The organism is Streptomyces sp. V2I9, assembly GCF_030817475.1.
GTDB lineage: Bacteria > Actinomycetota > Actinomycetes > Streptomycetales > Streptomycetaceae > Streptomyces.
The window spans coordinates 6,429,828-6,442,176 of sequence record NZ_JAUSZJ010000002.1 but is presented as its reverse complement, the minus strand read 5'-3'; the positions used below and the strand labels follow the sequence as shown (position 1 = coordinate 6,442,176).

Sequence of the window (12,349 nt, the reverse complement as noted above, 5' to 3'; positions counted from 1 at the left end):
CCGTCGGCGCCCGGAGGCAGGCGGACGGCCGCCCGCCCGGATCAGCCGTCGCCCTCCCCTGCCGCGCCCAGCTCCGGATGCGCCGCCGCCAGCCGGCGGGGAGCGACCTGCCACCAGGAGTCGGTGAGGATGGCGGCCAGCTCGTCCGGGCCGTCCAGGGCGGACAGCCGTACGCGCATCCAGGCGTAGTGGTCGTCGTGTCCCTCGCGGATGAAGAACTTCTCCGGCTCGGCGGCGATCAGCTCGGCGCGATCCTCGCGAGGGCACTTCACGCCCATGGCCGTCCCGTCGTCACCGAGCGAGGCGAAGATTTTGCCCGCCACCCGGAACGTGGGCTGCCCCCAGGCGAGCTTCTCGGTGGTGTCGGGCAGGGAAAGCGCGGCCGCACGGACGTCGGCTGCGGTGATCGTGGCACCGGTGGTCATCCGGCCTCCATAACGACGGCTCGATGGGCCGATGGATCGGCGGTCAGAGGGGGTGGTGGCCTTCCCGGTCGTCGATCCGGCGGACGAGTTCGCGGGCGAGCGACTTGATGGTGTCGAGCCCGGCCCGCCCCCAGGGGCGAGGCACGGTGTCGACGGCGCAGACGGTGCCCAGCGCGATGCCGGTGCGGTCGATCAGCGGTGCCCCGAGGTAGGAGCGGATGCCTATCTCGTCCACCACCGGATTTCCCGCGAACCGCGGGTAGTCGCAGACGTCGTCCAGCACGAGGGCCTTGCGCCGGGCGAGGACGTGCGGACAGTACCCGTGGTCGCGGGCCATGTACCGGCTGCCGCGGTCGCTGCCCGCGGCGGCCGAACCGAGCTCCTGTCCACGGCGGTTGCCCGCGGGGGTGTGCAGCCCGGCGAAGAACTGCCGGTTCTCGTCGATGAAGTTGACCATCGAGAAGGGGCTGGCAGTGGCTTCGGCCACCTTGTCGGCGAAGGCGTCGAAGTCGTCGTAGGAGGAGTCGGGGCGTTCGCCGAGGTCCAGCTTGCGCAGTCGCTCGGCGCGGGCCCGGCCGTGCCGGTCGGTGGGTGTCAGGAGCATCCTGCCGGTGGCGAAGGATGTCACGGGTGGGCTCCGTACGTCTGGAGTGGGGCGGGGGCCGAGGTGGCGTTGATGAGGTGCTGGACCAGGGTGACGAGGGCGCCCGTGCCGGAGCTGGCCATCCGGGCGTCGCACAGGACGACGGGCACCTCGGGCCCGAGGTCGAGCGCGGCACGGACCTCGTCGGGTTCGTAGCGGTAGGCGCCGTCGAACTCGTTGACGGCGACGATGAATCCGATGCCGCGCCGCTCGAAGAAGTCCACCGCGGCGAAGCATTCGGCGAGGCGCCGGGTGTCGGCCAGCACCACCGCGCCGAGCGCACCCCGGGAGAGTTCGTCCCACATGAACCAGAAGCGCTCCTGTCCGGGTGTGCCGAACAGGTAGAGGACGTGCTGTTCGGAGAGGGTGATGCGGCCGAAGTCCATGGCGACGGTCGTGGCCGTCTTGGACTCGACGCCCTCCAGGTTGTCCGTCCCCACGCTGCTCTGGGTCAGCAACTCCTCGGTGGACAGCGGGGCGATCTCGCTGACCGCGCCCACGAACGTCGTCTTGCCGACGCCGAATCCTCCGGCGACCAGCACCTTCAGGGCCACGGGGAAGAACTCGGGGGCTCCGGTGCGGTCAGAGCTGTCGTCGTAAACCATCGAGCACTGCCTCCAGCAGAGATCGGTCGGTGGGCATGTCACGGAAAGCGGGGGCGTGGGCGGTGACCGCGCCGCAGGCGACCAGGTCGGAGAGGATGACCTTGGCGACGACAGCGGGAAGCCGGAGGTGCGCGGCGATCTCCGCGACGGACACCGGCCCTTCGCACAGACCGAGGGCGATGGTGTGCTCGGGGCCGAGCGGGACGTCGGGCTCGATGCCCGTGGCCATGATCAGGGACAGCAGGTCGAACGCGGTGGACGGCCGGGTGCGGCCGTTGCTGATCGTGTACGGGCGGATCAGCCGGCCGGCCGCGTCGTCGAGCAGGGGCCCGTCCTGCGGGGCCGGCATCCTCAGATCCCCGGAGTGAACGGCGCCCCGGCGGGCTGCCGCAGCGGGGTCGTCAGGTAGGGGCGGACGCTCTTGACCAGCATCGCCATCTCGTAGCCGAGGACGGCGGCGTCCGCCTCGCGCCCGGCGAGGACGGCGAGGCAGGTGCCCGATCCGGCGGTGGAGACGAAGAGCAGCGTGGAGTCCAGTTCGACGACCACCTGCCGCACGTCCCCGTTGTCCCCGAAGCGGGCTCCGGCGCTGCGGCCCAGCGAGTACAGACCTGCGGCCAGGGCCGCCATGTGGTCGGCGCTGTCGGGGTCCATGCCGTGGACGGACTTCACCAGCCCGTCGGCGGAGAGCAGGACCGCGCTGCGCGTGTAGGGCACGCGCTGGACCAGTCCGCTCAGCAGCCAGTCCAGGTCCGAGACCTGCCCGGACCGCATATCGCTCGTCATGGTGTCCACTCCTTGAAGGTGGTGTCTTTCCGGGGTTCCGGTACGGCCCCGCCCGGCAGGTACGTGGGGATGTCGTGCGGGTACGCGTCGGGCGGGTAGCTGTCCGGTACGGGAAGGTCGGACGCGGACAGCGCACGGTCCTGCCGGGAGCGCCGGGCCGGGTTGGGCCGCTCGTGCGGCGCGGTGTCTCCGCGTACGGGGAGGGGCGAGAGCGTCTCCAGGGGGGCGTCGAGGGCGGTCTGCCCGCCGGTCTCCGCGGAGTCGGGGCCCCCGTGGCCGCCGTCGGGGTTCTCCTCCTGGGCGGTCTGGGCCTCGGCGAGGTCGATGCCGCGCCGGAAGGCGGCCATGAGGCCGGGGTCGTGGAGGGCGTGTTCGTCCTCGACGCGCGGGGCAGGCGTTTCCCTCAGCTGCGGTACGAGGTGCTCCTGGTTCGACCGCTTGGGCAGCTCGGGGCGGGCGGGCGGCGGGGCCGGGCGGTCGTCGCGCTCGTGGACGCCCGCCGGTGCGGCGGTGCTGCCGCCCTCGGGCGGGGAGGCGGGCGGTGCGGCGCGGTCGACGCGCTCGGCGCGCAGCGGGAGGGGCGGGGCCTGACCGGCGGGCGGCTCCGGGCGGTCGCTCCGACCGCGGGCGGGTGCGGGGCGGGCCCCTCCGGTGGGCGGCTGGGCCGAGGACGCGGCGTCGGCCGGCCCGCTCTGCCGCGGGACCGCGGCGGCGGCTTCGACGGGCGGACGGTGCACCGCTCCGGGGGGCGGTACAGGGGCGGCGTCGGACGAGGGCGGGGCGTCGGGGTCGTCCCCGAGCAGCGACTGCGGGAGGACGAGCACCGCCTGCGTACCGCCGTAGATGTTGCTCTGCAGGCGGACCGCGATGCCGTGGCGGCGGGCGAGGGCCGAGACGACGAACAGGCCGATCCGGCCGTCCTGGAGCAGATGGGCGACGTTGACCTGGTCGGGGTCGGAGAGCAGGGCGTTCATCCGCTTCTGCTCGTGTTCCGGCATCCCGAGGCCGCGGTCCTCCACCTCCAGGGCGAGTCCTGCGGTGACGTGCTGGACGCGCAGGAGGACCTGGGTGTGCGGGGCGGAGAACACCGTGGCGTTCTCGACCAGCTCCGCCAGCAGGTGGATCACGTCGGCGACGGCGTGGCCGCGCAGGGTGCCCTCCATCGGCGGGACGAGCTTGACGCGGGGGTACTGCTCGACCTCGGCGATGGCCGAGCGGAGCACCTCGGTCATGGTGACCGGGTTGCTCCACTGCCGGCGGGACACGGCCCCGCCGAGCACGGCGAGGTTCTCCGCGTGGCGGCGGATCCGGGTGGCGAGGTGGTCGACGTGGAAGAGGCCCTTGAGGAGGTCGGGGTCCTCGACCTCGTGTTCGAGCTCATCGAGGATCTGGATCTCGCGGTGGACGAGGGATTGCAGTCGGCGCGCGAGGTTGACGAAGACCTCGACCTTCTGTTCGTTGCCCGCCCTGCTGAACATCTGGGACGCCTGGACGACGGCGGCGACGGCGGCCTCCTGGCCACGCGCCATCTCCTGGCCGAGCAGGTCGAAGGCGTCGCCGCCGGCCATCTGGGCCCGTCGGGGCGGGTGCGGGGCGACGGTCTCGCCGTCACGCAACTGCTCCACCACCCGTCGCAGTTCGGCCTGGCCCTGGGCGCCGGCCTGCCGGAGGGCGAGCGTCCGCTCCAGCACCTGTCCCGCGACCCGGTGGGCGCCGAGGTAGGCGGCGGCCACCGCGGCTACGGCCAGGGCGGCCGATCCGCCGAGCGCCGCCCAGAGACCGGGCGAGGGGTCGACGGCTCCGGCGCGCGCGGTGAAGATGACGGCCGCGGCTCCGCCGAGCACCGCGGCGACGGCCGGGAGCAGTGCGGTCCGCAGCAGCTGGGGGCGCATGCGGAGGTCGGGGGGCGGCCCTGCGGCACGGGGCCCGGTCGGGGCGGGGTGGGCGCGCGGTCCGGGGCGGCCGTGCCGCCCGCCGTCGCGGCGGTCCGGTCGCGCGTCGGGTGCGCGAAGTTGAGACATCAGCGTCCTCGGTACAGGGGGCACCGGGGGTCGGCGGTCGTGCCGGCGTCCATGCGGTGGCCCCTACGGTGGTCGGTCAGGCGCGGGTCATCGGTCGGGCAGGCCCGAACGTCATGAGCCCACCGTTGATCACCGGACACACACGGTAGTCGTCAATGTCGTATGCGCGACGGGCAGTTGTCGAACTTGCCCGCCATCCGTCCCACTCTGGTATGAGCCCTCGCACGCGCGCCCGATTGCGCCAGCTCGGCCCCGCATGTCCCCGCACCAGGCCCGGGCCGCCCACACGCTGGACCCGACCGGCGTTCCGGCCTCTTCCGAGGGGCCGCGATTCCCGGCCTGCCCGCAGGTGGGGCACCCCCTGAAGGGCCGGAAGACCGTCCGGTTACCATATGAGCGCCGCCTAGCTCGAAAGATAAACTTGTGACTGTCAACGACGACTCGTTCACCAACTGGATGCACCGCGAGGAGATCGCGGAGTCGATGATCCCGATCATCGGGAAGCTGCACCGTGAGCAGGACGTGAACGTCCTGCTGCACAGCCGCTCCCTGGTGAACAAGTCGGTGGTCAGCATCCTCAAGACCCACCGCTTCGCCCGGCAGATAGCCGGTGAGGAACTCTCGGTCACCGAGACGATGCCGTTCCTGCGGGCGCTGACGACGCTCGACCTCGGCCCGTCCCAGATCGACATCGGTATGCTGGCCGCCACCTACCGGGCCGATGGCCGCGGACTCTCCGTCGAGGAGTTCACCGCGCAGGCCGTCGCTGGGGCGACGGGCGAGAACAAGATCGAGCGCCGTGCGTCGCGCGACGTGGTGCTCTACGGCTTCGGCCGCATCGGCCGCCTCCTGGCCCGCCTGCTCATCGAGAAGGCCGGCTCGGGCAACGGGCTGCGCCTGCGGGCCATCGTCGTCCGCAAGGGCAAGGGCCAGGACATCGTCAAGCGCGCCTCGCTGCTGCGGCGCGACTCGATCCACGGCCAGTTCCAGGGCACGATCACCGTCGACGAGGCGAACAGCAAGATCATCGCCAACGGCAACGAGATCCAGGTGATCTACTCGGACGACCCGACGACGGTCGACTACACGGCGTACGGCATCAACGACGCCATCCTCATCGACAACACCGGCCGGTGGCGCGACCGCGAGGGGCTGTCCAAGCACCTCCGGCCGGGCATCGCCAAGGTCGTGCTCACCGCGCCGGGCAAGGGCGACGTCCCCAACATCGTGCACGGCGTCAACCACGCCACGATCAAGCCGGACGACCAGATCCTGTCCTGCGCGTCCTGCACGACCAACGCGATCGTCCCGCCGCTGAAGGCGATGGCGGACGAGTACGGCGTGCTGCGCGGACACGTGGAGACCGTCCACTCGTACACCAACGACCAGAACCTGCTGGACAATTACCACGACTCCGACCGTCGTGGCCGTTCGGCGGCGCTCAACATGGTCATCACCGAGACCGGCGCCGCGTCCGCCGTGGCGAAGGCGCTGCCCGATCTCAAGGCCCCGATCACCGGCAGCTCGATCCGCGTCCCGGTGCCGGACGTCTCGATCGCGATCCTGAGCCTGCGGCTGGAGCGCGAGACCACCCGCGAGGAGGTCCTCGACTACCTGCGCAACGTGTCGCTGGCCTCGCCGCTCAAGCGCCAGATCGACTTCATCAGCGCGCCCGACGCGGTCTCCAGCGACTTCATCGGCTCGCGCCATGCCTCGATCGTCGACGCGGGCGCCACCAAGGTGGACGGCGACAACGCCATCCTCTACCTCTGGTACGACAACGAGTTCGGCTACTCGTGCCAGGTCATCCGGGTCGTCCAGCACGTCTCCGGGGTGGAGTACCCGACGTACCCGGCCCCGGCGGTCTGATCCCGGTAGGCCCCTCCGTACGGCGCCCGGTGTCCGGCAGGTCCTCCTGCCGGACACCGGGCGCCGTCGTGACGTACGGGCTCGTCGCCCTCCGGCCGCTCCCGGCTCAGACCTGGCCGAGGTCCGAGCTGACCCACCGTTCGGGGCGCAGGGTGATCAACACCTGTTCGCCGTGGTTCTCCCGGGCGAAGTCCACGTACCCGGCGACCTTCCCGGCCGGAAGGTAGCGGGCCGCCATCTGCTCCAGGTCGTCACGGGTGGCGGGCCGGGTGTCGACGGCGGGCCCCTCGACGGAGACGTACCGGACGGTCGGCTCCAACCGGTCGACCAGCAGCGTGAACCGGCCCGCCGCGGCGATCAGTTCGGCCTTGCGCGAGGTGCGGCCGGTGAGGACGCGGACATCGCCGCCCGGTTCGTACGCGTACCAGATCGGCACGCTGAGCGGGGCGCGACCGTCCTCCCCGGACGCCACGGACAGCGCCGCGACACGGGGTTCGGCGAGGAACTGTTCACGTTCTTCTCGGGTGAGGGCCACGGCGCACTCCTTCGTACGGGAATTCGGGTGGGTCGCCCCAGTGTGCCCCGTGCGCACGGCGTGGCCGTCACCCGGCGGTCGGCGTGTCCTGTGCGGGGCGGTGATCGTTGCGTCACGACGTCCGGGACCGCGCCCGGGCGTCCTGAACCGCCCCGACGGCGTGCTCCGCGACGCGCCGGAGGGGAGCGGTCCAGGCCCCTCGACCGAACGCGTGCTGTCCGTCCGCGAAGAAGCCGACCGCCACGCCGGGAGGACCGAAGCATCCCCGATCATTCGGCAGGGCCGCCTGCGAGCTGTTCGATCATGGATGGCACAGTGGGCGTCCGCTCGGGGTGGGCTGTGGTGAGGGAGAGGGCGCATGCTGGAGATAGCGGGGATCGGGGCAGCCGAGGAGCGTGTCTATCGCTTCCTGGTGGAGGTACGCGATGCGGGCGTGGACGAGATCGTCCAACGGCTCCACATCCGGGAACGCGAGGCGCTGCTGCTTCTCTCCTCGCTGCACGACAGAGGTCTGATCGAGCGGTTGCCGGGTGACGTCGGCATGCGGTACGTGCCCCTCCCGCCGGACGTGGCGCTGCACCCCCTGTTGGCGCGTGGCCAGGAAGCGCTGGAGTGGGCGCGGCGCGGAGTGGAGCAGCTGGCCGAGGAGTACCGGGCGGGCGGACGGCGCCACGACGCCGGGCAGCTGGTCGAGGTGATCACCGGGAGCGGCGCCATCCGCCAGCAGTTGCGTCAGCTCGCCTACGCGGCCCGCAGTGACCTGCGGTGGTTCTGCAAGGCCGATCCCGTGGCGCTGCGCGCCCAGGACAACGACGAGGAGTTCGAGCTGCTCGCCCAGGGCATCCGCTACGAGGCGATCTACGAACGGGCCTGTCTGGAGCAGCCCGGCATGGTCGACAACGTCGCCCAGGGGATCCGCGCCGGTGAATCGGCCCGCGCCGCCAGCACACTGCCGGTGCGCATGGTCATCGTCGACAGCTCGGTCGCCGTCTGCCCGCTGATGCCGGGCGGCACGGCCACCTCCCGGGGCGAGCCGACCGCGGCCGTCATCCGCAGCAGCAGTCTCCTGGACGCCCTCGTCGCCCTGTTCGACATCCAGTGGGCGGCGGGAACCCCGCTGCACGTCACGGAGACGGGCGAGCTGGCCGACTTCGCCGGCGGCATGGGACCGGGCGGCAGCCTCGCCGACGACGAGCGCTACCTGCTCTCCCTGGTCGTCGCGGGCGTGGCGGACAAGGCGATCGCCACCCAGCTGGGTGTCAGTCACCGCACGGTGCAGCGCCGTATCACCGCCCTGATGCAGCGGGCCGGCGCGACGACGCGCACGCAGCTGGTGTGGCAGGCGGCGCGGCGCGACTGGCTGTCGTAGGACGTGCGGAAGCCGCGACCGGGACCGGTCGCGGCTTCCGTGTTCCGTGTACTACCTCAGCGCGTACGCCCGCTCGATCTTCTGCGTCACCTCGTTGCCCGCGTCGTCCCAGGCGCGGACCCGCAGGGTGACGTACCCGCCGGTGCGGGAGGTCGAGGGGTGGGTGACCTGGACACGGTAGGCACCGTGGCCGCGGTGGGACGTGGTCGCCGGACGCCAGTGACCTCCGTCGTCGTACGAGACGGACACCTCCATGCCCTTCACGGAACGGCCCGTCAGACCGTCCTGGTGGCGGGCGCTCACTCCGAAGGCGAAGGACCGCGATCCGGGGGCGGCGCCCCGGAGGTCGGTGGCCACGTCGTAGTCGAGCTGGAGGAGGGGGAGCAGGGTCTGCTCGCCCTCGGCCGGGCGCGGGGCCGTGAACGACCAGCGGGTGCTGGTGGCCCGCGAGAGCGTGCCCTCGGGGCTGGTGCGCTTCACGTCCAGGTCGAGCTGGTAGTCGCCGTTCTCCCCGCCTGCGGGGAAGGTGCCCCAGGCCCGGCTGCCTTCGGCGAGGACCTGGCCGTCGCGGCGCAGAACGGCGCGGGTCTCGTCGGGGTAGGGGGTGGCGGCGTCCCTGCGGGGCAGGGCGTAGCCGAAGTGGCCGGAGGCGGTGTCGGCGAACTCGGGGATTCCTATGGTCAGCTGGTCGCCCTTGCGCTGGGCGAGCCCTTCGGCACCTCGGGGGATCGCCGGGCGGACCACGGGGGCGTACCAGCTCTCCGTGGTGCGCTCACCGGGCCGGTAGGTGCGCAGGGGGCCGAACATGCCGGTCCCCACGGCCTGGTGGGCCCAGGTGCTGCGGGGGTTGACCCAGTGCAGCCACCGGGTGTCGGCGGGACCGCTGAGGTACTCCGTGCGCACCTGCCCGGTGCGGACGTACCGGGACTTCAGGGCGAGGTAGACCTCCTGGCCCTCCCACGGACGCCAGGATTCGCGGCTCTCCGCGACGTACCGCGTGCCGCCCGTGTCCGGGTAGCGCGAGACCACGGTGGCCGTGTTCCTCGACTCGACCTTGTGCACCACGCGCTCGGGGACCCGCTGTTCGGAGACCTGCATGACGTCGTAGAGGTAGGGGCTCTCCGGGGTGCCCTTCAACTCCAGCGTGGTGCCCGGCACGCGCAGTCGCTTCATGGCGGTGCCGGGGGCGTACAGTCCGATCGCCGACAGCCGCTCGCTCACCGGCTGCCAGGGCGTGGTCGCGTACCGGTCGCCACCGGCGGTGGTGACGGCGGCCGCGGCCCCGGCTCGGGCGGCGGTGTTCACCGCCTCGTCGTAATCCACTCCCTCCAGTTCCACGAGGACCGCCGCTCCGCGCACGTCCGTGCCCCGTGCGCGCAGCGCCGCGTAGTCCTCGGGACGGCCGTGGCCGGCGTCCACCACTCGCAGGCGTCGCACACCGTCCACAGCCGGGGAGTTGTGGAGCAGCCGGACGGGGACACCGGTCGCGGCGGTGCCGGAGACGGCGCGCCCGGTGAGCATCGGGGCCACCAGCTGCCAGCGGGAGGAGAACTCGAAGGTTCCCTCGGTGAACTCCTCGGTGGGCGTGACGTAGAGGTGCTGCCCTCCGCTGTGCCCGCTGGTGAAGAAGCTGGCGAACTCGCGGGCGGCCTTCTTCCAGTGGGTGGTGAAGACCAGCGGACCTCGCTGCTCGGCCCGCTTGGGGGTCCGGACCTCCACCGGGACCGCCTTGCGTGCGTCGAGCACCAGGTCGGTGGCGCCGCCCACCTTCAGGTGGGGGTCGACGACCAGGCTGTTGGTGACGTACTCGTCCCCGTGCTGGGTGATGACGCCGTGCAGGTAGTAGTCGCCCTCGGGCAGGTCCACCGTCAGGCTCTGCCCCGCCGGCACCTCGTGGACGATGTCGAAGCGGCCCGACGGGCCCAGCATGATCAGCGGGAAGACGGTCGCCGGCTGCCCGGCGCGGTCGATGCCGCGCACGGTGACCTTGTGCTTGACCGGGTCCTTCGTCGCGGAGAGGACGGTGTGCGCGACGGTCCGACCGTCGGCCGAGGTGGCGGTGAGACGGCCGCCGTAGATGCCCTCCGGCAGGGTGGACGGGTCGAGGGTCACGGTCACGTCGGCGGTACCGCGGGCGTCCACGGTGACCTGCCGGGGGGCGCCCAGGGCGCCTGCCGGGGCCGGGGAGCCGTAGAGCTGGTCGAAGCTGGTGTCCAGGGTGAGCGTGACGGGGGCGTCGCCGTCGTTGGTGTAGGTGACGTTCACCTGCTGCGGTCCCGCGTCCGGTCCCAGGGAGCCGAAACCGGTGGTGCCGGTGGCGCGCACCTGCTGGCGCACCGAGCGGGCGACGTCCACCCGGCCGGTGCCCTGCTCGTACGCCGTCCGGCCGGGGGCGGTGCGCGTCGTGCTCATCAACGCGTCCTTGAGCTGCTGGGCGTTCCAGTCGGGGTGGCGCGCGGCCAGGATCGCCGCCGCACCCGCCACGTGCGGGGTCGCCATGGACGTCCCCGAGGCCGCGGTGTAGGCCGCGTCCACCGGGCGGCCCATGGACGTGCCGGTGGCGCGGGCGGCGACGATACCGACGCCGGGAGCGGTGAGGTCGGGCTTGGCGCCGTTGTCCCCGGCGCGCGGTCCGCGGCTGGAGAAGGGAGCCAGCGTGTCGTCGCGGTCGACGGCGCCCACGGTCAGCGCTCTCTCCGCGGCGCCCGGGGAGCCGATGGTGTAGTCGGCGCCCGAGTTGCCCGCCGCGACGACGAAGAGGGTGCCGGTCTCCTCGCTGAGGCCGTTGAGGACGACGCTGAGGACGTCCGTGCCGTCGGTGGGCTGGCCGCCCAGGCTCATGCTGACGATGTCGGCGCCCGAGCGGGCCGCCCAGTCCATGCCGCCCAGGATGGCGGAGTACGGTCCGGAGCCCTTGTCGTCGAGCACCTTGCCGATCAGCAGCTTCGCCCCCGGTGCCACACCCTTGTGGGAGCCGCCGCCGGCAGCGCCGCTGCCGGCGATGGTGGAGGCGACGTGGGTGCCGTGGCCGTGCCCGTCGTTCGCGGTGGGGTCGTCGGTGAAGTTGCGTATCTCGCCGAGCTTCCCGGCCAGGTCGGGGTGGGTGGCGTCGACGCCGGTGTCCAGGACGGCGACGGTCGCGCCGCGTCCGTCGTGGCCGTCCTGCCACGTCTCGGGCGCACCGATCTGCGCGGTGCTGCGATCGAGGGTGGCGTGGACCTTGGCGTCCAGCCACAGCTTCTCGACGCCGCCCTCGAAGGCGGCGTTCTTGAGCGAGGGGTTCCCGGTGGCGTTCCGCGCGTCGCCCTCGGCGCCCCTCCTGGCGAGCGCGTCGTCGTCGATGGACTTCCAGAAGCGCCCGGCCTGCTTCTTGTCCGCCTTCAACGCCGAGCCGCGCAGGCTCTTGATGACCTGGCCCTTGCGCGAACCGGCGGGCGCGGCCTTGGAGGCGGGGTTCGTGCCGTTGGTGTAGCGCACGATCAGCGGGATGGCGGAGGTGCGGGCGTCGTCGTAGCCCTGCTTGATCAGGGAGGTGATGTTGAACAGCTGCCGGTCCAGCTTGCCGGAGGAGATGTACGGGACCGCGGCGCGGGGCAGCACGTACAGCTGTTTGTCGATCTCCAGTTGGGTGAAGTCGGCCGCCGAGACCCCTGGGGCCGGCTCGACGGAGACGGACTTACGGCCGCCGGGGAAGGTCTCCACCCTCACCCGGTCACCGGTCACGAGCGTGATGGAGGCGACTTTGGGGCGGACGGCGGAGTCGGTGCCGGGGGGAGCGGGCACCGGAGCGGCACTCGCGCCGGCGGTGGGTGCCAGGGTGGCGATGAGGGCGCCTGCCGCCAGAAGGGCGGCAGGGCGGAGCCGTCTGTGCATCGGAACCTTTCCAGGGGGCAAGGAAACGGACACGCGGAGCGGCTCCAGACTCGGGCCCCCGTAAGCGCCGCACCAGCCCTTTCCGTGCCGCGCTTACGACATGTCGCCAAGACGACACGGCGCGCTTCCTGACACGTGCCGAGGGGTTCATCGGGGCAAAGCGCCTGCGCAGCGGGCTCCACCGGCCGTCCGGGAGCCCGGTGCGAACGCCTCCCTCAGCGGC

The 12,349-nt window shown here is 72.3% G+C and carries 10 protein-coding genes; 2 read left to right on the top strand and 8 right to left on the bottom strand.

Annotated elements, in window-relative coordinates; translation table 11 throughout:
* Positions 1-41 precede the first annotated feature (41 nt).
* Genes QFZ71_RS27945 through QFZ71_RS27920 form a run of 6 tightly spaced genes read right to left on the bottom strand, consistent with a single transcriptional unit; the run spans position 42 to position 4,480 of the window.
* On the bottom strand, positions 42-425 hold the full coding sequence (locus QFZ71_RS27945) for an MmcQ/YjbR family DNA-binding protein (protein WP_307670930.1): 384 nt from the start codon (positions 423-425) through the stop codon (positions 42-44).
* Between the two features lie 43 nt (positions 426-468).
* Positions 469-1,053, bottom strand: coding sequence for a GAF domain-containing protein (locus QFZ71_RS27940; RefSeq protein WP_307670929.1), 585 nt, complete (start codon positions 1,051-1,053; stop codon positions 469-471).
* Complete coding sequence (locus QFZ71_RS27935) at positions 1,050-1,673, bottom strand: ATP/GTP-binding protein (RefSeq protein WP_307670928.1); 624 nt, start codon at positions 1,671-1,673, stop codon at positions 1,050-1,052. The genes QFZ71_RS27940 and QFZ71_RS27935 overlap by 4 nt, the downstream gene beginning before the upstream one ends.
* A complete protein-coding gene (locus QFZ71_RS27930; protein ID WP_307670927.1) occupies positions 1,651-2,022 on the bottom strand; it encodes a DUF742 domain-containing protein in 372 nt (123 codons plus the stop codon). Before QFZ71_RS27930 ends, QFZ71_RS27935 begins: the two co-directional genes overlap by 23 nt.
* Before the next feature lie 2 nt (positions 2,023-2,024).
* Positions 2,025-2,459 (bottom strand): roadblock/LC7 domain-containing protein, encoded by a 435-nt coding sequence (locus tag QFZ71_RS27925; RefSeq protein WP_030114015.1) that lies wholly within the window; start codon positions 2,457-2,459, stop codon positions 2,025-2,027.
* Complete coding sequence (locus tag QFZ71_RS27920; RefSeq protein ID WP_307670926.1) at positions 2,456-4,480, bottom strand: ATP-binding protein; 2,025 nt, start codon at positions 4,478-4,480, stop codon at positions 2,456-2,458. Before QFZ71_RS27920 ends, QFZ71_RS27925 begins: the two co-directional genes overlap by 4 nt.
* Positions 4,481-4,903: 423 nt before the next feature.
* Here QFZ71_RS27920 and QFZ71_RS27915 point away from each other — a divergent pair, with 423 nt between their 5' ends.
* The gene (locus QFZ71_RS27915; protein WP_307670925.1) at positions 4,904-6,349 is read left to right on the top strand and encodes a glyceraldehyde-3-phosphate dehydrogenase; all 1,446 of its coding nucleotides are present in this window, start codon (positions 4,904-4,906) and stop codon (positions 6,347-6,349) included.
* Positions 6,350-6,455: 106 nt separating this feature from the next.
* Here the strand turns inward: QFZ71_RS27915 and QFZ71_RS27910 are convergent, their stop codons facing one another.
* Positions 6,456-6,884 carry a pyridoxamine 5'-phosphate oxidase family protein gene (locus QFZ71_RS27910; protein ID WP_307670924.1) on the bottom strand — a complete coding sequence of 143 codons (429 nt, stop codon included), beginning with the start codon at positions 6,882-6,884 and terminating at the stop codon, positions 6,456-6,458.
* 358 nt (positions 6,885-7,242) lie between these two features.
* Here QFZ71_RS27910 and QFZ71_RS27905 point away from each other — a divergent pair, with 358 nt between their 5' ends.
* The gene (locus tag QFZ71_RS27905; protein WP_307670923.1) at positions 7,243-8,253 is read left to right on the top strand and encodes a LuxR family transcriptional regulator; all 1,011 of its coding nucleotides are present in this window, start codon (positions 7,243-7,245) and stop codon (positions 8,251-8,253) included.
* A gap of 51 nt (positions 8,254-8,304) precedes the next feature.
* Here QFZ71_RS27905 and QFZ71_RS27900 read toward each other — a convergent pair whose 3' ends face one another.
* Entirely contained in the window at positions 8,305-12,126 is a 3,822-nt protein-coding gene (locus QFZ71_RS27900; RefSeq protein ID WP_307670922.1) for a S8 family serine peptidase, read from the bottom strand.
* Between the last annotated feature and the right edge of the window lie 223 nt (positions 12,127-12,349).

Bases quoted from the DNA above. Each gene is read 5' to 3' on its own strand.
- QFZ71_RS27945 (WP_307670930.1), bottom strand. From the start codon at position 425: ATGACCACCGGTGCCACGATCACCGCAGCCGACGTCCGTGCGGCCGCG.
- QFZ71_RS27925 (WP_030114015.1), bottom strand. From the start codon at position 2,459: ATGACGAGCGATATGCGGTCCGGGCAGGTCTCGGACCTGGACTGGCTG.
- QFZ71_RS27900 (WP_307670922.1), bottom strand. From the start codon at position 12,126: ATGCACAGACGGCTCCGCCCTGCCGCCCTTCTGGCGGCAGGCGCCCTC.
- QFZ71_RS27920 (WP_307670926.1), bottom strand. From the start codon at position 4,480: ATGTCTCAACTTCGCGCACCCGACGCGCGACCGGACCGCCGCGACGGC.
- QFZ71_RS27935 (WP_307670928.1), bottom strand. From the start codon at position 1,673: ATGGTTTACGACGACAGCTCTGACCGCACCGGAGCCCCCGAGTTCTTC.
- QFZ71_RS27905 (WP_307670923.1), top strand. From the start codon at position 7,243: ATGCTGGAGATAGCGGGGATCGGGGCAGCCGAGGAGCGTGTCTATCGC.
- QFZ71_RS27930 (WP_307670927.1), bottom strand. From the start codon at position 2,022: ATGCCGGCCCCGCAGGACGGGCCCCTGCTCGACGACGCGGCCGGCCGG.